The organism is Brevundimonas sp. FV2ps16 (assembly GCF_058681075.1).
Window position 1 is genome coordinate 2,512,098 of record NZ_CM178728.1, and the last position, 23,300, is coordinate 2,535,397.

The window sequence follows — 23,300 nt, forward strand, 5'->3', positions numbered from 1 at the left end:
CCCCGTCGCTCGACGCCCTGGCCCGCGACAAGGCAAGTTGCCCATTGTCGGTCAGGAAGGCTCGGCCTCGGTCGCGCCCTCGCGGAACTCTTCTGCGGACACGAAGGCAGAACCGTCCTCGTCGAGCACCCACACGCCAATCAGCGCGGCGTGATCGGGCGTGATGTCCTCGTCGATCAGATCGCCATCATAGACGCCGACATTGCTGTAGTCGAAATCGAGCAGCAGCTGGTGAGCCATGTCGATCATCTCATCAGCCATCCGACGTGCGTAGCCCAGCGCCTCGCTGTCATTGGCGAAGTCGTCCGTCAGCGTGTTGACCTCGGCGGTGTCGCCGCCCTGGGTCGCACTGGTGGTTACGATTGTGTACGCGGGCATTTTTGAACTCTCTCAGGTTTGAATCTTCCGACTAGCCTGATTGCCTGCGGGAAAGGCGATAATTCGTCCGAACCGCCCTGTCTTAAATGGGACTCGACCAAGGCCCTGTTTGATCAGTCGGCCGAGCCCCGGTCGTTCCTCTTCGTGGCGCGGTACGCCTTCTGGAGGGCGCCGAGCCGGCGGCGCTCGACAGCCTTCGCCGCCCTCTCCTGTTCGTGCTGCGCCGCAACCGCTTCGAGCGTCAATTTCTGGTAGTGCGCCCACCGGGAGGGATCGAGCGCGCCGCTCTGCACGGCGGCTTTTACGGCGCAGCCCGGCTCGTTGGCGTGACTGCAGTTGGTGAACCGACAGCCCTGGACAAGACTTTCGACATCTTCGAATACGGCGCTCACGCCTTCTTCGGCGTCGATCAAACCGACTTCGCGAATGCCTGGAGTGTCCAGGATCAACCGGCCGCCGGGAAGCAGGATGAGTTCGCGGTGGCTGGTGGTGTGCCGCCCCTGATCGTCGGTCTCGCGGATCGCCTGGGTGGCCATCCGGTCTTCGTTCAGGAAGGCGTTGACCAGGGTGGACTTGCCGACGCCGGATGAGCCGATCAGCACGCAGGTCTCTCCCCTCCCCACCTGGGCGAGCAAGGCGTCAAGACCCACGCCTTGGCGGGCCGACACCATCACGACGGGACACCCCGGTTCCGATGCGACGATACTCTCGACCTGGCCTTCCGGATCGTCGCATAGGTCCGATTTCGTCAGCACCAAGACAGGTCGGGCCCCGCTCTCCCAGGCCGCCGCCAGATATCGCTGGATCCGGCGCAGGTTGAGATCACCGTTCAAGGATGTGACGATGAAAGCCACGTCGACATTTGCGGCCAGGATCTGCAGTTTCCGCATGCTGTCCGACGCCCTTCGGACGAACGCGGTGCGGCGCGGCAAGACGGCGTGGATCGTGGCCGTGCGCTCCTGCGCGCTGGGCGAAAAAGCGACCCAGTCCCCGACCGCAGGATGCCCGATTTCCCCCGCCTCATGACGCAGCCGACCCGACAGCTTGGCGCGTATGTCTCCGTCGTCTGTCGCAACGACGTAGCCGTCCCGCTTGTGGAGGATGATGCGTCCCGGCGTGTGGCCCTCATGCTCGTGGGGCTCGAAGGCCTTCGCCAGAGACGCAGACCAACCATAGTGTTCGATCAAATCAAGGGATCCCTGTTGGCTGCGACGACATCGTCCTGCCGTCGCTTTGAAACCCTTTAGCAGGCGTCTCAGAACCCGCGGGCGCCCACACCCTATCACTTCCTCGGCGTAGCCTACGACGTCCGAATTATCTCGCGGAGAGCGTCCTAAATCCGTCCCTGAGGCGCGCCGGAGTGAAACGCGATCGCGCGCTTGATCCGTTCGGATATTCCGAGCGGGTCAAGCCTGTGGTCTTAGAAAAGGAAAGATGGTGGATGCGACAGGGATTGAACCTGTGACCCCCTCGGTGTGAACGAGGTGCTCTCCCGCTGAGCTACGCATCCATGCCTTGCGGAGGCGGCGACATAGCCCGGTCGTTCGCGCCGCGCAAGCGTCCGTTTCAGATTCCGGCGGCTTGTACGGTTTCCGGCGTCTCGGCCTCGGGATCGCCCGGCAACCAGGCGACGTGACCGTTGTAGACGCCTTCGTCCAGAATGCCCTCTTCCTTGGCCACCAGCACAGGCACCAGCATTTGTCCGGTGACGTTTGTCGCCGTCCGCATCATGTCGATGACCCGGTCGATGGCGACGATATAGCCAATGCCTTCCAGCGGCAGGCCGGCAGTGGACAGGGTGAGGGTCAGCATGACGATGGACGTTCCCGGGACGCCGGCGGTGCCCAACGACCCCAGGACCGCTGTCAGGCCGATCAGGATGTACTGGGTCAGGGTCAGGTCGATCTGGAAATACTGGGCGATGAAGATCGCGGCGATTGCCGGATAGATGGCGCCGCAGCCATCCATCTTCACGTTGGCGCCGAGAGGCACGGCGAAGGCGGCGTAGGCCTGGGGCACGCCCAGTCGTTCGACCGTCTGACGCAGAGTGATCGGCAGGGTGCCCAGCGACGAAGAAGTGGCGAAGGCCGTCTGCTGGGCGGCGAAGGCGCCGCGGAAGAAGCTGGTCACCTTCAGGCCGTGGACCTTCAGCAGGCCCGAATAGACGACCAGGATGTGGAACAGGCAGGCGGCGTAGATGGCGCCGATGAACTTTAGCAGGGGCAACAGGGCTTCCCAGCCATAGCCGCCGACGACCGAGCCGATCAGGCCGAACACCCCGAACGGTGTCAGCTGGATCACCCAGCGGGTGATTCGGAAGATGACGGCGGCGCCCTCGTCCACCAGCCGTCGCACGCCCTGCGCCCGGTCGCCCAGCGCTACCAGGGCCATCCCGACCAAGGCCGAGAAGAAAATGATCTGCAAAACCTTGCCCTCGGCCAGGGCGGCGAAGGGATTGGTCGGCACGACCCCGATCAACACCTCCAGCGGGGTCGGAATCACCCGCTCCTTGACTACGCCCAGCGGCAGGTTGGACAGGCCCACGCCCGGATTGATGATGTGGCCGAAGGCGAAACCGACCAGGACGGCCAGCAACGAGGTGATGGCGAACCAGACGAGGGTCCGCACGCCCAGCCGCACAGCCCCGGCGCCCTCCCCCAGCTTGGCGATCGAACTGGCGATGGTGAACAGCACCAGGGGCGCCACGACCATGCGGATCAGGTTCAGATAAACGTCTCCGATCGGCTGCAGCCAAACCTCGGCGCGTTCACGCAGGATCAGACCCGCAATAACGCCCAGGGCCAGGCCGGCGAAGGTGCGTTGCCACAGGGGGATTTTGAAGAAACGAGCGAACATGGACGCGCTTTCGATGGGGTGCGCCAAACTGGCCATCGCGCCCCGCATCCGCAACCGCGCGAGCGCGGGTTCAGACCCCAGATTTACTGTCCGGCGCCCTCAGAATTTCAGCGCTCTCATCACATAGAAGTCGGACAGAACGCCGTCGATCGCCTCCTCGACGTCCTCGAAGGCGTCGATCAGGACGTCGCCGCCCAAGGTTTCGACGGGAACCGGAGTATAGCCGAAGGTGGTCAGAATACAGGGCATGCCTGCGTCCCGCGCCGCCTCGGCGTCCGGCGCTGCGTCTCCGACCATAATGGCCCGCTCTGGGTCGCCGCCGCCCTTGACCACGGCTTCCTTCAGATGGGCGCCCGATGGCTTGCGCGCGCTGACCCGATCCGGCCCGACGATGGCCGCGAAATGCCGGGTCAGGTCCAGCTTCTCGACCAGAAGCTCGGACAGGTCCGACCGCTTGTTGGTCGCCACAACCAGGATGGCCCCGCGTTCCGTCAGGCGTTCAAGGGTTTCGACCACGCCCTCAAACGCTCGGGACCCGTCGGCGATATGGGCGGCGTAGTCGATCAGAAATCGTTCGAACAGCTCGTCCGATTGGGCTCGCTCAACCGAGGCGCCCGCCGCCTCGAACCCGTGGACCAGCAGCGCCCGCGCGCCAGACCCGATCAGGGTCTGGGCCGAACTCATCGGCACGGGCGGCAAGCCTTCCTCGACCAGCAGGCGGTTCAGGGTTCCGACCAGGTCCGGCGCGGAATCGACCAAGGTCCCGTCCAGATCGAAGGCGATGGTCCAGCCTTCAAGGTCGCGATCGGTCATGGTCACTCTCGTTTCGTTTCGTCATAGCGCATCAAGCCTGAGGATGACGGAATGGCGAGCGCGCTGTAGACGGCGAACGACGACTAGACGCCGGAACGATTCATGACCAGCCAGACGAGCCCCCGCGCCGCCATCATTCTCGCCGCCGGCCAGGGCACACGGATGAAGTCGCCCCTGCCCAAGGTGCTGCACCCGGTCGGCGCACGCGCCATGCTGGACCACGCCATCGATGCGGCGGAGGGGCTGGGATGCGAGCGGATCGTCGTGGTGGTCGGAAGCCATTCGCCTGAGGTCCGCGCCCATGTCGTGAAACGTCTCGGCGAGGCCGCCGTCGCGGTGCAGGATCCGCCCCTGGGCACCGGCCACGCCGTCCGCGCCGCCGAACAGGCATTGGCGGGTTTCGACGGCGAGGTGGTGGTCACCTATGGCGATGTGCCCCTGCTGAAGGCCAGCGACATCGAGCCCGTGTTCAACGTGGACGGCGTGACCGTCATCGGCTTCGAAGCCCGCGATCCCGGCGCGTACGGCCGGCTGATCCTGAACGGCGACACCCTGACCGCCATCACCGAGGCCAAGGAGGCCTCGCCCGAGGTTCTGGCCGTCACGGCCTGCAACTCCGGCGTCATGGCCGCCCCGGCCGCCCTGCTCTTCTCGCTGCTGGCCGAGGTCCGCAACGACAACGCCAAGGGCGAATACTACCTGACCGACGTGGTGGAGCTGGCCCGCAAGGCCGGTCATCCGACCCGCGCCGTCTTCGCGGCCGAGGATTCCGTCATGGGCGTCAATTCCCAGGCCGAACTGGCCCAGGCCGAAGCCCTTTTCCAGAGCGTCCAGCGCGAGACCTTCCTGGCGGCGGGCGTGACCATGAGCGCGCCCGACACCGTCCATTTCGCCTGGGACACGCAGGTCGGCGGCGGAACCGTGATCGAACCCTATGTCGTCTTCGGGCCCGGCACGGTGATCGAGAGCGGCGCGCGCATCCGCAGCTTCAGCCATGTGGAGGGCGCGCGCGTCGCCTCCGGCGCCGAGGTCGGCCCCTATGCCCGCCTGCGCCCCGGCGCGGACCTGGCCGAGGGGGTGAAGGTCGGCAATTTCGTCGAGGTGAAGAATGTGAAGATGGCCGCAGGCGCCAAGGCCAATCACCTGGCCTATCTGGGCGACGGATCGGTCGGGGCCGGCGCCAACATCGGGGCCGGGACCATCTTCTGCAACTATGACGGATTCAACAAGGCCCGGACCGAGGTCGGAGCCGGCGCCTTTGTCGGCTCGAACTCCAGCCTGGTCGCGCCGGTCTCTGTCGGCGCCGGGGCTATCGTCGCCTCAGGTTCGGTGATCACGGAGGACGTGCCGGAGAACGCCCTGGCCTTCGGTCGCGCTCGTCAAACCCTCAAGCCGGACGCCGGCGCCGCCTTCCGTGAGAAGGCCAAAGCCAAGAAGGAAGCGGCGAAGGCCGCCAAGCTGAAATGAGCGACATCCAGAAAAAGAACGCCGGCGAGGCCGCTGCCGCCCATGTCGAGGCCGGCATGGTCGTGGGCCTGGGCACCGGCTCGACCGCCGCCTGGTTCGTTAAGGCCCTGGCGGCGCGCGCCCTTTCGGGGCTGCGCTGTGTCCCTACCTCGGAGAAGACCGCCGATCTGGCGCGCGAACTGGGCCTGCCCCTGTCCACGCTGGAGGACACGCCCCGCATCGACCTGACCGTCGACGGCGCCGACGAGGTCGGTCCCGGCCTAGCCCTGATCAAGGGCGGCGGCGCGGCCCTGCTGCGCGAGAAACTGGTCTGGGAGGCGTCGAGCCGCTGTATCGTCATCGCCGACGCCGCCAAGGTGGTGCCGGTGCTGGGAACCTTCCCCCTGCCGATCGAGGTCGTCGCCTTCGGCCACAAGACCACGGCCAACCGCATCGCCGATGTCCTGATCGATCATGACATTAGCCAACCCGCCCGGGTGCGCCAGGCGGATCGCGGCCTGGTCCGTACCGACGGCGGCAATCTGATCTATGACGCCGGGTGCAAGGCCATCCATGATCCGGTGCGCTTGGCCGACGATCTGAAGCTGATCACCGGCGTCGTCGAACATGGCCTGTTCCTCGACCTAGCGGATCTGGCGATCATCGGCACGGACGAAGGCTTCGAAACCATCATACCCGAGTGACCGCCTAGTCGTCGGCGCTTACATCCTGTTGGGCCGTCAGGGCCCGGTGTTCTCTCGCGATTGAGCCCACGATGGCCGACTTCACAGCGCGCATATTGCTGCTAGTGCGATGCGTGGCATAGAGGCCTGCCAGATAGGTCTGGTCCCAGTCGGTCAAGCCGGGCTCCCGCGATTCTGCGCCATTAAACAGGTTCAGGATCGAGGCATATTCGCGCGCGTTCGCCTGGGGTTTGATCTGAGCGAATGTCACCATCGCAATATAGTCGGCGAGTTGCGCGGAATTCACCCCGCTCGACTTGTCGAAATCGATGATCACTATCGTCCGGAAAATATTATCGACGATCTGCGTGGTCAGGCGAGAGGCCGCGAACTGGCTAATGACTGGCGCGTCTTCACCCGGCAGCCGCTGTGCCCGCTCGCCTGTGCTTGAGTCCACCTGCATCGCCTGCTGCCACCAACGGACAGGGGCGCCGGACGTCTGGAAATCCTCCAGCGCCCGTTGGCCTTGATCCATCCCGCTGCCCCCCATCCGGAACGCGCGAGGCTTAGATCTTACCAGTTCCGTCGCCAGGGCGTCCCCGTCCGATGCCGCAATGATCAGTATGTTTGGGCTGCAGCCGGGCTGGCCGATCGTCAATCCGAGATCAGCCCCCACCATCGAAACGCGATCAACGATCGCCCGGGCCAGATCGCCTTGCATATTCGCCGCGCCGACGCAGACTGTATTGTCCCAACGTGCAAGTCCACGTCCGGAATTCGGGGCGGCGACCTCATCGACGAAATCACGGATGACGCGGTCAAGGGGGCGGCCTACGATCTCGACGTCTTCGAGACGGGTTCCTCCATCCTGATCAACCTGAGCTGCCACGTTGCCGGCAGCCTGAGGAGAAGATGCCTGTAGCGCGACCATTGCGGCTAGAGCCAACGCAATCATTTCATCCCCCTAGATGCATCGTTCAAGTTGCGCACGTGCAAGTCCGGCGGTCAAGCCCGGTGTCGTGGTGGCCCCCAGCTTGCCAGATATCTCCTAGGTAAGCAGCAGCGTCCAGCCTTGCCGCCCCTCCGTTCGGCGCCTAAGTGACGCTTCGGTCTGGCATGACGCCAGGCTGGCCCTGAGACAGTCTCCAACTCAGTGGGTATATTACGTCCAGCCAGAGGCCCCGATGCACCAATACGACTACGACCTCTTCGTCATAGGCGCCGGTTCGGGCGGGGTTCGCGCTGCGCGGTTGACCGCACTGGACGGCAAGAAGGTCGCGGTGGCGGAGGAGTATCGCGTCGGCGGCACCTGCGTGATCCGCGGCTGTGTGCCCAAGAAGTTCATGGTCATGGCGTCCGAGGTCAGCCACGCCCTCGAGATCGCGGAGGGTTACGGCTGGTCGTTCGACAACGCCCGGTTCGACTGGCCGACCTTTCTGGAGGCCAAGGACGTCGAGATCGCTCGCCTGTCGGGCATCTACGCCGCCAATCTGGGCAAGGCCGGGGTTGAGCTGGTTCACGGACGCGCCGTGCTGAAGGACGCCCATACGGTCGAGATCATCGGCAAGAACCAGACCTTTACCGCCGAGAAAATCCTGGTCGCCACCGGCGGCCGGCCCTGGAAGCCCGATAGCCTGGACGGCATCGAACACGCGATCACGTCGGAAGAGGCCTTCCACCTGTCGGAACTACCGAAGCGCATACTGATTGCAGGCGGCGGCTATATCGCGGTGGAGTTCGCGGGAATCTTCGCCGGCCTGGGCGTCGAGACGACCCTGATTTACCGGGGCCCCAACATCCTGCGCGGCTTCGACGACGATGTGCGCGCCCATCTGGCCGGCGAGATCGAGAAGCGCGGCGTCAAGGTGATCCTGGGCTGCCAGCATGAGAAGATCGAAAAGACCGCCACCGGCCTGGTCAACCATCTCGAGAACGGGATGAGGCTGGAAACCGACGTGGTCATGTTCGCCACCGGTCGGATTCCTCACGTCAAGGGTCTGGGCCTCGAGGCGGCCGGCGTCGAGTTGAACGACGAAGGCGCGATCAAGGTCGATCCCTATTCCAAGACCACGGCAGACAACATCTGGGCGATCGGGGACGTCACCGACCGGATGAACCTGACCCCCGTCGCCATCCGCGAGGCGGTCGCCTTCCACCAGACCGTCTATCGCGACAATCCGCAGCATTTCGATTACGAGGCCGTCGCCACCGCGGTCTTCAGCCAGCCGCCGGTCGGCGTCGTCGGCCTGTCGGAAGCCGAGGCCCGGCGTTCCTGCTCGGCGGGTGTAGACGTCTACGTGACCCGGTTCCGGCCAATGAAATACGTCTTCACCGGTTCGGAGGAACGGGTGCTGATGAAACTGGTAGTCGACGCCCAGAGCCAGCGCGTCGTCGGCGTCCACATCGTCGGGCCGGACAGCCCGGAGATGATTCAGCTCGCCGCCATCGCCGTGAAGGCCGGGCTGACCAAGGCTCAATGGGACGCGACCTGCGCGGTTCACCCCACCATGGCCGAGGAACTTGTTACGCTGAAGGAGAAGCAGTCGGGGGCGACGTCGGCGGGGTGAGCGCCGGTTTGTCGATCGGATGAGGTCTTTCTCGGAACATCTCGATCAGATCCAGCCGTCCCGCCTCGGGAACCCCAGTCGCGACGGGACCGTCGTTCCGGAACTGTATCAGCTGGGTATCGCCCAGCTCCGCCATGGGCCAGTTCGGCCGCCCTACTCCATTGGGATCGCCTGATCTGGCGAAGGCGGTCCAGTAGCGGGTCATCACCTCAGACGCCGCGCGATCTGCGTCTCGTACGGAATAAGGCAGCAGAGGCAGGGTTCCGAACACATAGGGGCGTTCGATGGCGTGAGTCGCCCCGCCGTGAGGCTCAGGATTGTCCGGCGAGGAAATATCGAACCGGTACAGATAGGCCGGATGTCCCGTCGCCGTGTGCAGCCGCGCCAGCCGTCGCGCGGGCTCGCTGAAAACGGCATCGGTGATGAAGCCCCGGTCGAAGCCCGCCTCTCCGCCATAGGCGGCCGTGATCATGGCCCGCTCCAGCCAGGTCATGTCGTCGTCGATCATGCCGTAGCCGTTGCGATCCGTCGGCTTCATCCACCAGAATTCGGCGCTGTTGGTCCCGATCATCATGGGCACGGGGGCTTGCCGTCCAGCCCGGAAGGCCGCCTCGACGGTCGAGGTCACGATCCGACCGTCGATGAGGCTCAAGTCGCCGTTAGCGAAGACCGGCGCCGGAGTCAGCAACTGCTCCACCGGAGCCGCGCGCAGATCGGCCGCCGTTACAAGATTGTGGCCATCGGCCCAGACCTCGCCCCTCTCGCGCGCCGACGGAAGATCATAGGCGCCGCGCCGATCCAGCGGCGTCTGGAGTTCGCGCCCCAGGCCCGACTGGACAACGGCCCGGTCGAACAGCCCCCGCGCCGGCGGCGAAATCATCATCCGCGTCACGATGGCCCCGCCCGCTGACTCGCCGAAGATCGTCACATTGGCCGGGTCGCCGCCGAAGGCCGCGATATTGCTCCTGACCCACTTTAGCGCGGCGATGACGTCCATCAGCCCGTAATTGCCGGCCGCCTCCTCCACTGGCCGTTCCGCCGCCAAGGCCGGATGGTCGAAGAAGCCCAGACGTCCCAAGCGGTAGTTCAACGTCACCACCACCATGCCCTGCCGCGCCAGGTGCGAACCGTCATAGAGGGCGGCGGTGCCCGATCCATTGACCAGCCCGCCGCCGTGGATCCACACCATGACCGGGGCCAGGTCGGTTACATCCAAGGGACGCCAGACGTTCAAGTTCAGGCAGTCTTCGCTCATCGGCAGTGGACCGACGCCGGGATCGCCTTGCGGAGTCGCCTGGATGCAGATGGCGCCATAGGTCATGGCGTCTCTCCGCCCTTCCCAATGTGGCGCCTCGCCCGGCGGCCGCCAGCGCCGTTCCGCGACCGGTGGGGCGGCATAGGGGATGTTCTTGAACGAGGCGACGGTGTCTTCAGTCCGTCCGGCCAAGGCGCCCTGCGCCAATTGGACAATGGGCTGATCTACCGGCGGCTGGTCTGTCGGTTGAGCCATCATGAGGGAGAGGGTGGCCAAGGCGCCTACGAAAGTCATGCCCAGTCCTTAGCAAATTCTCCCAACAGGCCAATGACGAACGAACGAAGGGGAAAATTCTGTGTTCGGTAGCGAACCCTTTTCGCCCGTCGCGCATTATGCCTTCGCTAAGGTCGGGGCTTCGATTGACTATACAAACATCAACGGGCGCTTCCCTCGCGGAGGTGGCGAGCGCCTTTGAGGCGTCGCCCAATCCCTATCTGCTGCTGACGCCCGACCTGCGCATCGTCGAGATGAACCAAGCCTATATCGACGTGACCGGCGCACGACGCGACGAGATCGTAGGCCATTCCTTGTTCACGGCGTTCGATTCCGGACCCGGCGATGACGCCCCAGACAATGTCAGGCAGGTCAGGGCGTCGCTAGAGAAGGCGCGCGATACACGCCAACGCGACCACCTGGCGGTCGTCCGCTACGCCATGCCTCGCGTCCGCGAAGACGGCCGCGAGGTGTTCGAAGAACGGATCTGGAGCGCGACACATACGCCGTTGATGAATGCAGAGGGCGAGGTCGTCCTTCTTCTTCAACACACGATGGACGTCACAGATCTCTCGCCGGCGATACGAACCGACGAGCCAACGACGGCATTGGACGCCTTGATCGGCGGGTCAGTCCTTCGGCGCGCTCAATCGGTGCAGGAAGACAATCGGCGGCTGGAGACGGAACGCAACCGCCTGGTCGAAATGTTCATGCAAGCGCCGGGATTCGTCGCCATTCTGACCGGACCTGAACACCGCTTCCAGATGCACAATCAGGCTTACGGCCAATTGATCGGGCATCGTGACATCGCCGGAAAGCCGCTCCGCGAGGCCCTGCCGGAACTGGCGGGGCAAGGCTACTATGAGTTCCTGGACGCAGTCTTCGAAACGGGCCAGGCCTACGAAGGTCGAGAGAGCCAAGCGCTGTTGCAGCGTACGCCCGGCGGGCCGCTAGAAACCCTGTATCTCAACTTCATCTACCAGCCGATCCGCGACGAACGGGGCGCCGTCGTCGGCATCTTCGTTCAAGGTCACGACGTCACAGAAAACGTAAAATCGGCAAAACTACAAAAACTTATGATTGATGAGCTGAACCATCGCGTAAAGAATACGCTGGCTACGGTGCAGTCGATCGCCATTCAGACGGCCCGTTCCCACACCGACCCGGCCAGTTTCGCCTCAACCTTTCAATCCCGCATCCTGGCCCTGTCTCACACCCATGATCTCCTGACCCTCAGCCATTGGGAAGGCGCCGATTTGCAGGCCATTTTGGCGCACGAGACAGAGGCGTTCGGCCCGCGTCGCATCACTCTGAACGGTCCCGTCACCGCGCTGACGCCGGCAACAGCCTTGTCCCTTGGCATGATCTTCCACGAACTCGCCACCAACGCCGCGAAATACGGCGCCCTTTCCGGGCCCGACGGCCGCGTCCTGATCGATTGGCGCGTCGCGGAGCAACCCGAACGCATTCTTAAGCTGACTTGGCGTGAAATCGGCGGCCCGAAAGTTACGCTACCGGACAGAAGAGGTTTCGGTAGTCGATTGATTGAACGAAACATTCGCCATGATCTGGCGGGCGAGGTCGATCTGGTCTACGCCAGCGATGGATTGATTGCGGAACTGACGGTTCCACTCGACAGGACGCATGCCCAATGACCCAACCCTTGAACGGCCGACGTGTTTTAGTGGTGGAGGACGAGTCACTCGTCGCCATGCTGCTCGAGACCATCCTGGAGGATATGGAGTGCATCCCCATCGGTCCGGCCTCAAATATCGATGAAGGCGAGGCCATGGCCCGCGACACCGTCGGTCTCGACGCCGCCCTGCTGGACGTCAATGTGGCGGGCCGGCAGGTCTTCCCGGTGGCGGAGGCGTTGAGAGCCCGCGGCGTGCCCTTCGTCTTTTCGACCGGCTATGGCGAAGGCGGCCTGCCCGAGGAATGGCGGGGCTCGGCCACCGTGCAGAAACCTTTCACCGAGGCGGCGATCCGGGACGCCCTGATGAAGGCTATGGGCGTCGGCCAAGCCTAGGCTTGAGGTCTATAAGGATCGCCCGCGCGGCGTTATGACCCGGCGCGCCCGTTACGCCGCCGCCGGGGTGAGCCCCTGATCCGCACAGGTAAAGTCCCGGGACCGGCATTCGGTAGTCGGCATGCCCCAGAGCCGGACGAGCGCTGAACAACTGGTCCAGGCTCAGTCGGCCGTGGAATATGTCGCCGCGGACCAGTCCAAAACGTCGCTCCAGATCCTTTGGGCCCAAGGCGATCCGCCCCAGAACAGAAGCCTTGAAGCCCGGCGCATGGGCGTCGACCGTATCGATCATCAGATCGGCGACCGTGTCGCGATGCGCGTCTTCCAGATCAGGCGAGACATGCTGGCAGAACAGGCTCGCCACATGAGCGCCCGCCGGCGCCAGACTGTCGTCCAGTGTCGAGGGGATCAGCATCTCAACGATCGGCTTCGACGACCAGCCGTTCAGTCGCGCCTCGGCATGGGCGCGGTCCAAATAGGTCAGGCTGGGGGCGATGATGATGCCCGCCGTCAGATGATCGCCGGCTTCAGGCAGGACGGTGAACTTCGGCAGTTCCGATAGCGCGACATTCATTCGGAATGTGCCCGAGCCGGAGGCGTACCGCCCTATCCGCTCCATGAAGTCCGCCGGCGCCGCTCTGGGGTCGACCAGAATCTCAAACAGCAGGCGGGGATGAAGGTTCGACGCCACAGCCCGCGCCCGCACGACGTCGCCGTCCTGGGTGACCGCGCCGATCGCCCGGCCCTTCTCGATCAGGACCTCGCTCACAGCCGTATCCAGCCGCACCTCGACCCCCTGTTCGGCGCAGGCCAGCGCCATGGCCTGGGTGATGGCCCCCATGCCGCCCAGGGCGTGACCCCAGACGCCCCTCTTCCCGTTCAGCTCGCCGAAGACATGGTGCAACAGCACATAGGCGGAACCGGGCGTGTAGGGACTGGCGTAGTTGCCCACCACGCTGTCGAACCCGAACAGGGCCTTGATCGGATCGCTTTCGAACCAGCCGTCCAGCCAGTCGCCCGCAGATTTGGTGAACAGATCCAGCAGGTCGCGGCGCCCCGTCTGATCAAGCCCGGCGATGCGCCGCCCAAGATGGCCCGCCCTTATCATTTCCGGCAGAGCCGCCGACCAGCCGCCCTCGACCATGTTCGGCGGCGACTTCAGCGTCAGATCCCGCAGCAGGGACGCCACCGTCTCCAATCGCGCCTCATAGGCCTCCAGCCGCTCGGCGTCCCGCGTCGAGAATTTCGCGACCTCCGCCCGCGTCCGGCCCGGCCCCGCCGCCAGATAGCGTCCGTCGTCCAACGGCAGGAAGTTCGACATCCGCCGCTCGACCATCCTCAGCCCGTGTCGCGCCAGTTCCATGTCGGCGATGACGGCGGGACTGAGCAGGCTGACGGTGTAGCTGGCGGTCGAGTTGCGAAAGCCAGGGTGGAACGGCTCCGTCACGGCTGCGCCCCCGACGACCGAGCGGCGCTCCAGCACGGTCACTTTCAATCCCCGACGGGCGAGGTAAAAGGCGCAGACCAGTCCATTGTGGCCTGCCCCAAGGATGACGACGTCGGTTTCGGTCTTTGCCATGGTCCCTCTCCGACCAAGCCATAGCACCGTCTGTCGGATCAGCCAGGGCCGCCCCGTCTTGGCGCGAACCATCCGCCTTCCGACCTCTGAACCGCGCCGGAAACCGCCAGGACGGCCAGGGTGTGCTCGATCGTTCGCCGCTTGCGCAGCCCGCCGCCGTCGAACGCCCTCGCCAACTCCTCGGGACGCGTGGGCATGCCGGATCGACGCAGACTGGCCAGAAGGGCGGCCGCCAGTCGACCGGGATCGTCTGGCAGGTGGGGCGCGATCGCTTCGTGAGACAGGATGGCTTCGATCTGAACCGGCGCTGACGGAGTTCTGACCCGCTCCATCTGATAGGCGGGGCGAATGAACCGCACTCGTCCCTGCGCCTCCTCCGCCGCGCGCGTCCGATTGAGTTCCGCCAGTCGGGTCGCCGTCTCGGCGTCGGACAAATTGACGGGCCAGCCATAGGCTTCGGCCGTGACCCGGTCGATCATCCCGTGAAGATGATCCAGGATGCCGATGCGGCCGGCGTCGTGGACCGCGCGCTCCACGGCGTCCATCGCCGTAAGGTCGTCGAGACGCGCCCGCGCGTTGTAAAGGCCGGTCATCGTCAGGCCTGGGTGCTCCGCTAGGACGCCCGCCCGCGTCGCATCTAGTTCTTCGCCCAGGGCCGCCAATTCCGCCGACTGCGCGGACGTCGGCGACGCAAAGGGGAACCGGTCAAAACATGCCCCCTTCACATAGACGGCCTCGCGCCGGTACTCGCCGATCCGGCCGGCATTGGCGGCGAACCAGGCACGATGCTGGCGGGACGAAAGCATGGCCAGGACGGCGGGATCATTGCTGGCGACGACCACCAGCTTGTTGTCAGGCAGGACGGCGGACTCGAGAAAGCGAAACCAGCGGTGTTTGGCCGTCTCGACGGTGACGATATAGCGGTCGAGCCCCTCAAGCGCGGCTCTCAAGTCCCGGCGAGGTTCGCCGAAGATCCACCAGTTGTCCCGGTAAGAAGCGCGGTTGTTGCGGTCCCGCTCAGGCTTCACCGTCTCCAGCAGATGCTGATAGATCAGCGGATGGCGACGCCGCACCTCGACCTCGTCCCAGCCGAACAGATCGATCGCCTGTAAGTCCCGCGCCCGATCCGCAAGATCCCGGCCGTTGCGATAGGTGCGAAGCGGAGACGGGGCGTCGTGTTCCGACCCCGCAAGAAGGTCCTGCCCCTGCGCCGGCTTGACCAGAAAGCCAGCCCCCATCAGCTGAACCCCGCGATAGGTCAGACCCGTATTGGCCTTCAGATCGACCGTGCGACTTAGACCCGACTCGATCATCAGGTCGGCGCCGATGACGCCTTCCCTTTCCCGGAAACTCAGCTTCGGCAGATCGGTATGCAGGTCGTCTTCGCCGATAACCTCCAGCCACCGCCCACGACCGTCCGGCTCGCCCCGTTCGGCGACGGACATGGCGATCCGCACATCGGCGCGCCCGGCGCCCGTCACCCAGGGGTGATCGGGAATAGCGAAGACCAGACGGATCGGCGGTCGGCGGGTCAGATGATGTTCGATCACCCGTCGTGAGAAGGTCTGGGTCACCGAGTTGGTCGTGATGAACCCGAACCGCCGCAGGGTCGATCCCTCACGGGTCAGGATGTCCGCCGCTCGATCCCACCAGGCCGTGACGATGTCGGCCGAGCGGAACCGACCGCCTCTGAGGCTGTCCAGAGCATCGACGTAGCCGTCGCCCAGTTCCGCACGCAGATCCTTGCCGGCGATGAAGGGCGGATTGCCGACGATGAAATGCGCTTCCGGCCATGGTGTGGGATAGGGATCGACATAGTGTTCGACCTCTCGCTCGGCCGCGCCATCCGACAATCGCCCCACGGGCCGGGTGATCACCCGGCCCTCTGCATCGCGCGCCAGATCCAGGCGCGAACAACTGACCAGCGCGTCCGTTCGCACGACACGCTGGAAATCCTTCAGGATCGGTTCGGATGGCTTGGCTTCACCGAACAGATGGAAATGCCATTGCAAGTAGCCGATCCACATCACCATTTCCGCAATCCAGGCGGCGTAGGCGTTCTTTTCCAACCCATAGAATTGTTCCGGGCTGACGACGTGGCCCTCCATGCCCAGTCGCCCCTGGGTCTCGCCCATCTCACTCAGGACGCCCAGAACTTCGCCCTCAAGTTCCTTCATCATCCGCATGGCGACGTAGAGAAAATTGCCTGTGCCGCAGGCCGGGTCCAGCACGCGTACCCGGCAGAGCTGATCATGAAAAGCGCGAACCATCCGCCGCGCGCCCGCAGTCTCCCCCTCCAGATGAAGACCAATGGCCTGGGCCTCTACCGCTTCCCATTCGGCGCGGAGGGGCTCCATGATCGTCGGCTCCAGCAGCCGCTCGACGTAGGCGCGCGGCGTATAATGGGCGCCCAGCTCCGCCCGCTCAGACGGGTCCAGCGCCTGTTCCAGCAGGGCGCCGAAGATGGCCGGCTCCACCAGGCTCCAGTCGCATTTCGAAGCCTCGATCAGGGCCGCCAGCTCCGCCTCGGTGATCGGCATCGGATCGACCACCTTGAACAGGCCTCCGTTGAACTGGCGAATGCGCTGCTGGGTCGCCAGGCAATGGCCGCCCATATCCATGGTGCTGAAAAACACCCGAGCCGCATCATGGAACCGGTCCGCCTTTCCGCGATAGGACTCGAGGAAACGCTGAAAGCCGCGCGCCTCGATCAGCCGGACACTGTCAGCGAACATGGCGAAGATGCACTGCATGACGAACAAGGCGATCCGCCCTGCCCTCGCCGCCCGCGCCGCCTGATCATCGGTCGGCTGCGAGTGCCTTTGACGGATGGATCGGACCAGCAGGGCCAGGCGGGCGGCGATATCCATGGTGACTTCCGCTACGCGGGCGGCGGGGTCCAGCGACATCGGATCGGTCCAGACCCGACGCAGCCGCTCGCGCACCTCCGCCTGACGCAGCTGGTCCAGCTCGATCCGGTAGGTGGCGCGGTCCGGAAACTGGGCATAGGCCTTGCCTTGCCGCGCAAAGTCGGACCACAGCTCGATGGCTCGGCCGACATCGACCACGATCAGAAACGGCGGCCATTCGTCCAGGGCCTTGGCGTAGTTCTCCGCCTGGCGCTTCGCCACCCGCATCACCCGATCCAAAGCTTCCGGTGAAGGAGCGCGGCCTTTGCGCGACGGGTGTACGAACCGGGCCAGCTGCACCGCCGGGTCCAGCGGCCCGCCGTCTCGCCGCTTTCGCGACTGTTTGGCCTCAAGCACGAAACAGCCGCGCTTGGCGCAGTCGATATAGCAGGGATGGCTGACCCCATCCTCGTGAACGAAACGCACCGGCCGTTCGAAACAATAGTCCAGGTCGCCCATCCGCTCATCGTCCGGCGCAGGGACGCCGATGACCCGGCAGAGCTGGATGATGAAGGTCTGGTACTGAGCCCTTTCGCTGATCGGAACATGGGCCCAGTGAGCGATGAAGGCATCAACATCTTTGGATTGCTTTCCGACCATGAAAGCAACCTATGGTTATTTTGTAGATAGATGCAATCTAAGATCGTATTCCGGCGATCCAACGTGCGTGCAGCATCGGCTTGCCGAGCCAGTAGGCCAGCTCGGCGGGCCGCGAGATGTCCCAGGCTGCGAGGTCCGCCGCCTGTCCCGCCTGCAGCACGCCTGCTTGATCCTGCAAGCCGAGCGCCCGCGCCGCCTCGCGCGTCGCCCCGGCCAGAGCCTCCTCCGGCGTCAGGCGAAACTGCACGCAGGCCAGGTTCAGGGCGTCGGTCATGGAGACGACCGGCGAGGTGCCGGGGTTGCAGTCGGTGGCGACGGCCATTCGCACGCCATGTGTCCGCAGCAGGGCTACCGGCGGAGCCTGGGTCTCGCGCAGCATCAGGAAGGCGCCGGGTAGCAGAACGGCGACCACTCCGGCGCTAGCCATCGCCGCGACGCCCGCTTCTGTGGCGTATTCGATGTGGTCGGCCGACAGGGCTCGGTAGCGCGCCGCCAGTTCCGCCCCGCCGCCGTCCGACAACTGGTCGGCGTGCAGTTTGACCGGCAGTCCCAAAGCCTGGGCGCGATCAAACAGGCGCGACACCTCCTCGCGTGAAAAGGCGATGGGCTCGCAATAGGCGTCCACGGCGTCCACCAGGCCTTCGGCGTGGGCGGCCGGCAGAATGTCGTCGATGGCGAGATCGACATAGGCGGCGCGGTCCGTCCGGTATTCCGGCGGCACGGCGTGCAGGCCCAGATAGCTGGTGCGGACGCGGACCCCGCCCTCGCGCCCGATGCGCCGCGCGACGCGCAGCATCTTCAACTCCGACTCCCGGTCCAGACCATAGCCGGACTTGATTTCGACCGTCGTCACCCCGGTCGCCTTCAACCCCTCAAGCCGCGCCATGGCCGAGCGGAACAGGTCATCCTCGGACGCTGCGCGCGTGGCCTGGACCGAGGCGACGATGCCGCCGCCCGCACGCGCGACCTCTTCATAGGTGGCCCCACCCAGCCTCTGCTCGAACTCGCCCGAACGATCTCCGCCGAAAACCAGATGGGTGTGGCAGTCGGTCAGTCCCGGCGTCAGCCAACGGCCGTCGAGCCGCTCGATCGTCTGGGCCTCGACCGACGGGAGGTCCGCCCGCGGGCCGATCCAGGCGATCCGTCCGTCCGCGATCACCACGGCGGCGTCTTCGATCGCGCCGTAAGGCGTTGCGCTATCCGCCATGGTGGCGGCGTGACAGTCGATGAGAAGTCGCTCGGCCTTCATCAAACCTGATCCTTGGCATGAACAGAGGAGAACAGGGCGACGAGATCATAGCGATCGCCCGGGAAGATCTGGCGCACCCGCGTCACCCCCTGCCCGTCCCGCCAGGTTCGTCGTTCGACGCAGAGGCAGGCGGCGCCGGCCCGGATCTGCAACAGCCGGGCGGACGGCGCATCCGCCTCCAGGGCGCCGATCCGGTTTTCGGCCTGAGTCCAGGGCTCGGAGTCCAGAAGCCAGCTCCCCGGCGGAACGGACTGAAAATCCACGCTTTCAGCCTGAGGTGCAGCGGCCAGGGCGATCAAGCGCCGCTCCAGAGCCAGAGGAACCGAGTCTGCGCTGTGCAGGCAAGTCAGCGCAATCAGGCGGCCGCCTGCCGCCAGTTCGGCTTCCTCCGGGTTTTGGGGCGGACGAACCAGGCGTTCCAGAAGTTGATAATCATAGACTTGTCCCCGTTCATTGATCTCAGCTCTGAGGTCGGGAATGGCGAGGAAGGCGGCATGGGCCTTGGGCTGGGCCACAAAGGTGCCCGCTCGCCGCCGACGGACCACCAGACCCCGCCCCGCCAGTTCCGACAGGGCCTTGGACACGGTTGCTCGAGCGCAGTCGTAGCGATCCGTCAGTTCGTGCTCGTAAGGCAGCCGCGCGCCGGGCGACAGGTCTCCCGACAGGATCTGGGCTTCCAGATCGGCGTAGATTCGCCGGTGAAGGGCGTTCACCGTCATGACAGAACCGTCTTCAAGGCTGAGCGGAAACGCGCTTCCAGGGCGTCCCGTGCGACATGGCGCCCGTGGCGCACGACCTCCCGACCGGCCCGCCAGACCGAGGCGATCGATCCCGTCGGGGCGCCGAAGATCCAGCTGTCCAGCACCGCGTCGCCCGAGCGGCCGGCGAAGGCAAGGCGGCGCGTGTCCAGAGAGATGATGTCTGCGGCCTGCCCCATCGCCAGACCGCAAGATGCCCCGCCGGCCTGAGCCCCGCCCGCCAAAACGCGTTCGAACAGGGCCCGTCCCGTCGACCGGGCTGCGTCTGCCGTCAGGGCGCGCCCGCGCAGGCCCAGCCGCTGGCTGTACTCCAGCATCCGAAGCTCCTCGGCCAGGCCGATCTGCACGTTGGAATCCGTCCCCACCCCGAGCCGGCCGCCAGCCTGCAGATAGGCTGTCGCCGGAAAGATCCCGTCGCCCAGATTGGCCTCAGTGATCGGGCACAGGCCGACGACGGCGCCGCGCGCGACGACCTCGCGCCATTCGGCCTCGGTCACATGGGTGGCGTGGATCAGGCACCATTGCTCGTCGACCGGCGCGTGGTTCAGCAGCCACTCCACCGGACGCGCGCCGGACCAGGCGAGACAGTCCTCGACCTCCTTGGTCTGCTCCGCCACGTGAATATGGATCGGTCCCCACTGGGCCAGTCCGGGCAGCACCGCCAGTTCGTCGGCGCTGACGGCGCGCAGGCTGTGCGGGGCCACGCCGACGCGTGCGTCTTCCATGTCCTGCGTCAGACGACGGCAGGCCGCGACCAGGTCGGCGAAGCCGTCCAGATCGGTGATGAACCGCCTCTGGCCCCGGACCGGCGGCAGAGCCCCGAAACCGGAATGGGCGTAGAAGACCGGCAGCAGGGTCAGGGCGATCCCGCTGACCTGAGCGGCCGCCACGATCCGACCGGCGATTTCGCTCCGGTCCGCATAGGCCGCGCCTGCGGGGTCATTATGCAGGTAGTGGAACTCGGTCGCACGGGTGAAGCCGCCTTCCAGCATCTCCGCGAAGGCCAGGGCGGTGATGGCCTCGATCTCGTCCGGGCCGCCCCGGTCGAGGAAGCGGTACATCAGCTCGCGCCAGGTCCAGAAGTCGTCGTCGGAAGGTCCACGCGCCTCGGTCAGGCCGGCCATGGCGCGCTGAAAGGCGTGGCTGTGGACATTGGTCACGCCCGGCAGGCCGACCCCGCCGCCCGCGTCTGTCGGCGCCCGCACAGTCCCTACGTCGATGGAAGCGATCCGGCCCGCTCTGACGCCGATCCGCACGTCCTTGCCCCAGCCGTCGGGCAGGAGAGCGGCTTCGAACCAGAGAGCGAGGTCCACAGGTTCCGGCTCAGGGGTCACTGGACAGGTCCGTCATGTTGCGATCAATATGTCTAGACATAAACCCGGCGGATCGATTTGGCGAGGGAAGCGCGGATGACCGATGACTGGCTGACCGTCGTGGAAGGCTCCGCGCCCCTGGTGATCGGCCTGCCGCACACGGGGACCGATATCCCCGACGCCATACTGGCCCGGATGATCTCGCCCTGGCTGGCGCGCAAGGACGCCGACTGGTGGGTGGATCAGCTCTACGACTTCGCCGTCGATCTGGGCGCGACCCTCGTGCGCACCGCCGTCTCTCGCAGCGTCATCGACGTGAACCGCGATCCGTCGGGCGCCTCCCTCTATCCCGGGATGACCACGACCGGCCTGTGCCCGACCGAGACCTTCGACGGCGAGCCCCTGTACCGCCCCGGCCAAACGCCGGACGAGGCCGAAATCGCCGAGCGGCGTGCGACCTGGTTCGATCCCTATCATGCGGCGCTTCGGGCCCAGATCGACCGTCTGGGCTCCCGGGGGGTGGTCGTCCTCTACGACGCCCATTCGATCCGTTCGGTCGTGCCCCGCTTGTTCGACGGCGAACTGCCGCAGTTCAACATCGGCGACAACGGCGGCGTCACCTGCGCGCCCGAACTGACCCGGGCGGTGGAGGCGGCCTGCGCCGCCAGCGGCGACAGTCTGGTCGTCAACGGACGGTTCAAGGGGGGCTGGACGACGCGCCGCTATGGTCGCCCCGAGACCGGCGTCCATGCCATCCAGATGGAGCTGGCGGACCGGGGATACATGCTCGATCCGACGGGCGCGGTCTCGCCCGACAACTGGCCCAGCCCCTACGATCAGCAACGCGCCGAACCGATGCGCGCCCATCTGCGCCGCGTACTGGCCGCCTGCATAGTCTTCGCCCAATCCAGCCGGTGATCACCCGATGAACACGCCCAACGCCCGGATCGTTCGCAGCCCGCGCGGCCCGGAAAAGACCGCCAAGACCTGGGTCGCCGAGGCGGCCCTGCGGATGCTGATGAACAACCTTGACCCCGAGGTCGCCGAGCGGCCCCAGGACCTCGTCGTCTATGGCGGCATCGGCAAGGCGGCGCGCGATTGGGCCGCCTTCGACCGGATCGTCGAGACCTTGAAGACCCTGGAGGCCGACGAGACCCTGCTGGTCCAGTCCGGCAAGCCGGTCGGCGTCTTCCGCACCCACGCCGACGCGCCCCGCGTCCTGATCGCCAATTCCAATCTGGTGCCGAAGTGGGCGACCTGGGAGCATTTCTCAGAACTCGATCGCAAGGGCTTGATGATGTACGGCCAAATGACGGCCGGCTCCTGGATCTACATCGGCACCCAGGGGATTGTTCAGGGCACCTACGAGACCTTTATGGAGGCGGGTCGCCAGCACCACGGCGGCGACTGGGCCGGCAAATGGATCCTGACCGCCGGTCTGGGCGGCATGGGCGGCGCCCAGACCCTGGCGGCGACCATGGCGGGCGCCTCCTGCTTGGCGGTCGAATGCCAGCGGAGCCGGATCGAGATGAGGCTCAAGACCCGCTACCTCGACGTCATGGCCGAGACGCTCGACGAGGCCCTGGCCCTGATCGAGACGGCCAATCAGACCAGAAAGCCGATATCGGTCGGGCTGTTAGGCAATGCTGCGGACGTGCTGCCTGAGATGGTGCGTCGGGGCGTGCGACCCGATCTGGTCACCGACCAGACCAGCGCCCACGATCTGGTCAACGGCTATCTGCCCTCAGGCTGGACCGTGGCCGAATGGGAGGACCGGCGGGTCAGCGATCCCGCCTCGGTCTCGGCCGCCGCTCGTTCCTCCATCGTCGCCCACGTCCAGGCGATGCTGGATTTCCAGACCGCGGGCGTGCCGGTCGTCGATTACGGCAACAACATCCGTCAGGTGGCCTTCGACGAGGGCGTGGCGAACGCCTTTGACTTCCCCGGTTTCGTGCCCGCCTATATCCGCCCGCTGTTCTGCCGTGGGATCGGCCCCTTCCGTTGGGCGGCCCTGACCGGCGATCCGGACGACATCCGCAAGACCGACGCCGCCATGAAACGGTTGTTCCCGGACAATCCCGGTCTGCACCGCTGGCTCGACATGGCGAGTGAACGTATCGCATTCCAAGGGCTTCCAGCCCGTATCTGCTGGATCGGATTGGGTGATCGACACCGCGCCGGCCTGATGTTCAACGAGATGGTTGCGTCCGGCGAACTGTCCGGCCCCATCGTCATCGGACGTGACCATCTCGATTCCGGCTCGGTCGCCAGTCCGAACCGCGAGACCGAGGCCATGATGGACGGGTCGGACGCCGTCTCCGACTGGCCTCTGTTGAACGCCCTGCTGAACACCGCCTCGGGCGCCAGCTGGGTGTCCCTGCACCACGGCGGCGGGGTCGGCATGGGCTATTCCCAGCATTCCGGCGTGGTCATCGTCGCCGACGGAACGCCCGAGGCCGCGCAACGGCTGGAGCGCGTTCTGTGGAACGACCCCGCCACCGGCGTCATGCGTCACGCCGACGCCGGCTACGACATCGCCTGCGCTGCGGCCCGCGAACATGGCCTGAACCTCCCCAGCCTGAAGGCCTGACA

The 23,300-nt window shown here is 65.6% G+C and carries 18 protein-coding genes and 1 tRNA gene; 7 read left to right on the plus strand and 12 right to left on the minus strand.

Translation table 11 applies throughout. The annotated features are described in order from the left end of the window. Positions 1 to 51: 51 nt before the first annotated feature. The 5 genes from ACW170_RS12125 to ACW170_RS12145 form a co-directional block, all read right to left on the minus strand. Positions 52 to 378, minus strand: coding sequence for a hypothetical protein (locus tag ACW170_RS12125; protein WP_492086915.1), 327 nt, complete (start codon positions 376 to 378; stop codon positions 52 to 54). A gap of 113 nt (positions 379 to 491) precedes the next feature. After that, complete coding sequence (gene rsgA / locus ACW170_RS12130; protein ID WP_492086916.1) at positions 492 to 1,565, minus strand: ribosome small subunit-dependent GTPase A; 1,074 nt, start codon at positions 1,563 to 1,565, stop codon at positions 492 to 494. 248 nt (positions 1,566 to 1,813) lie between these two features. After that, positions 1,814 to 1,888, minus strand: a tRNA-Val gene (locus tag ACW170_RS12135). A 56-nt stretch (positions 1,889 to 1,944) separates the two neighbouring features. After that, on the minus strand, positions 1,945 to 3,234 hold the full coding sequence (locus ACW170_RS12140) for a dicarboxylate/amino acid:cation symporter (protein ID WP_492086917.1): 1,290 nt from the start codon (positions 3,232 to 3,234) through the stop codon (positions 1,945 to 1,947). A 99-nt stretch (positions 3,235 to 3,333) separates the two neighbouring features. After that, positions 3,334 to 4,047 (minus strand): HAD-IA family hydrolase, encoded by a 714-nt coding sequence (locus tag ACW170_RS12145; protein WP_492086918.1) that lies wholly within the window; start codon positions 4,045 to 4,047, stop codon positions 3,334 to 3,336. A gap of 102 nt (positions 4,048 to 4,149) precedes the next feature. Between ACW170_RS12145 and glmU the strand changes: the two genes are divergently transcribed. Both glmU and rpiA read left to right on the plus strand, forming a co-directional pair. Next, a complete protein-coding gene (gene glmU / locus ACW170_RS12150) occupies positions 4,150 to 5,514 on the plus strand; it encodes a bifunctional UDP-N-acetylglucosamine diphosphorylase/glucosamine-1-phosphate N-acetyltransferase GlmU (protein WP_492086919.1) in 1,365 nt (454 codons plus the stop codon). Continuing rightward, positions 5,511 to 6,197, plus strand: coding sequence for a ribose-5-phosphate isomerase RpiA (gene rpiA / locus ACW170_RS12155; protein ID WP_492086920.1), 687 nt, complete (start codon positions 5,511 to 5,513; stop codon positions 6,195 to 6,197). The genes glmU and rpiA overlap by 4 nt, the downstream gene beginning before the upstream one ends. A 4-nt stretch (positions 6,198 to 6,201) precedes the next feature. Here the strand turns inward: rpiA and ACW170_RS12160 are convergent, their stop codons facing one another. After that, a complete protein-coding gene (locus tag ACW170_RS12160) occupies positions 6,202 to 7,131 on the minus strand; it encodes a hypothetical protein (RefSeq protein ID WP_492086921.1) in 930 nt (309 codons plus the stop codon). Between the two features lie 229 nt (positions 7,132 to 7,360). Between ACW170_RS12160 and gor the strand changes: the two genes are divergently transcribed. Then, entirely contained in the window at positions 7,361 to 8,743 is a 1,383-nt protein-coding gene (gene gor, locus ACW170_RS12165; protein WP_492086922.1) for a glutathione-disulfide reductase, read from the plus strand. On the opposite strand, the gene ACW170_RS12170 is transcribed toward gor, so the two are convergent. Next, positions 8,700 to 10,292, minus strand: a complete 1,593-nt coding sequence (locus ACW170_RS12170; RefSeq protein WP_492086924.1) for a carboxylesterase/lipase family protein — start codon at positions 10,290 to 10,292, stop codon at positions 8,700 to 8,702. The two genes, gor and ACW170_RS12170, sit on opposite strands and share 44 nt — an antisense overlap. Before the next feature lie 125 nt (positions 10,293 to 10,417). On the opposite strand from ACW170_RS12170, the gene ACW170_RS12175 reads away from it, so the two are divergent. Continuing rightward, complete coding sequence (locus ACW170_RS12175; RefSeq protein WP_492086925.1) at positions 10,418 to 11,926, plus strand: sensor histidine kinase; 1,509 nt, start codon at positions 10,418 to 10,420, stop codon at positions 11,924 to 11,926. After that, on the plus strand, positions 11,923 to 12,300 hold the full coding sequence (locus ACW170_RS12180; RefSeq protein WP_492086926.1) for a response regulator: 378 nt from the start codon (positions 11,923 to 11,925) through the stop codon (positions 12,298 to 12,300). Before ACW170_RS12175 ends, ACW170_RS12180 begins: the two co-directional genes overlap by 4 nt. Here ACW170_RS12180 and ACW170_RS12185 read toward each other — a convergent pair. From ACW170_RS12185 to ACW170_RS12205, 5 genes are read right to left on the minus strand one after another with little or no spacing between them, the layout of a single operon-like run. Then, positions 12,278 to 13,879 (minus strand): phytoene desaturase family protein, encoded by a 1,602-nt coding sequence (locus tag ACW170_RS12185; protein WP_492086927.1) that lies wholly within the window; start codon positions 13,877 to 13,879, stop codon positions 12,278 to 12,280. The genes ACW170_RS12180 and ACW170_RS12185 overlap by 23 nt on opposite strands. Before the next feature lie 38 nt (positions 13,880 to 13,917). Then, complete coding sequence (locus ACW170_RS12190; RefSeq protein ID WP_492086928.1) at positions 13,918 to 17,388, minus strand: class I SAM-dependent DNA methyltransferase; 3,471 nt, start codon at positions 17,386 to 17,388, stop codon at positions 13,918 to 13,920. Positions 17,389 to 17,425: 37 nt separating this feature from the next. Then, positions 17,426 to 18,637, minus strand: a complete 1,212-nt coding sequence (gene hutI / locus ACW170_RS12195) for an imidazolonepropionase (protein ID WP_492086929.1) — start codon at positions 18,635 to 18,637, stop codon at positions 17,426 to 17,428. Next, the gene (gene hutC, locus ACW170_RS12200; protein ID WP_492086930.1) at positions 18,637 to 19,356 is read right to left on the minus strand and encodes a histidine utilization transcriptional repressor HutC; all 720 of its coding nucleotides are present in this window, start codon (positions 19,354 to 19,356) and stop codon (positions 18,637 to 18,639) included. Before hutC ends, hutI begins: the two co-directional genes overlap by 1 nt. Further along, the gene (locus tag ACW170_RS12205; protein WP_492086931.1) at positions 19,353 to 20,708 is read right to left on the minus strand and encodes a formimidoylglutamate deiminase; all 1,356 of its coding nucleotides are present in this window, start codon (positions 20,706 to 20,708) and stop codon (positions 19,353 to 19,355) included. Before ACW170_RS12205 ends, hutC begins: the two co-directional genes overlap by 4 nt. Before the next feature lie 96 nt (positions 20,709 to 20,804). Here ACW170_RS12205 and hutG point away from each other — a divergent pair, with 96 nt between their 5' ends. Both hutG and hutU read left to right on the plus strand, forming a co-directional pair. Further along, positions 20,805 to 21,626, plus strand: a complete 822-nt coding sequence (hutG, locus tag ACW170_RS12210) for an N-formylglutamate deformylase (protein ID WP_492086932.1) — start codon at positions 20,805 to 20,807, stop codon at positions 21,624 to 21,626. Between the two features lie 7 nt (positions 21,627 to 21,633). Next, positions 21,634 to 23,298: a urocanate hydratase gene (gene hutU, locus ACW170_RS12215; RefSeq protein ID WP_492086933.1), complete on the plus strand. Its 1,665-nt coding sequence runs from the start codon at positions 21,634 to 21,636 to the stop codon at positions 23,296 to 23,298. The last annotated feature ends 2 nt before the right edge of the window (positions 23,299 to 23,300 follow it).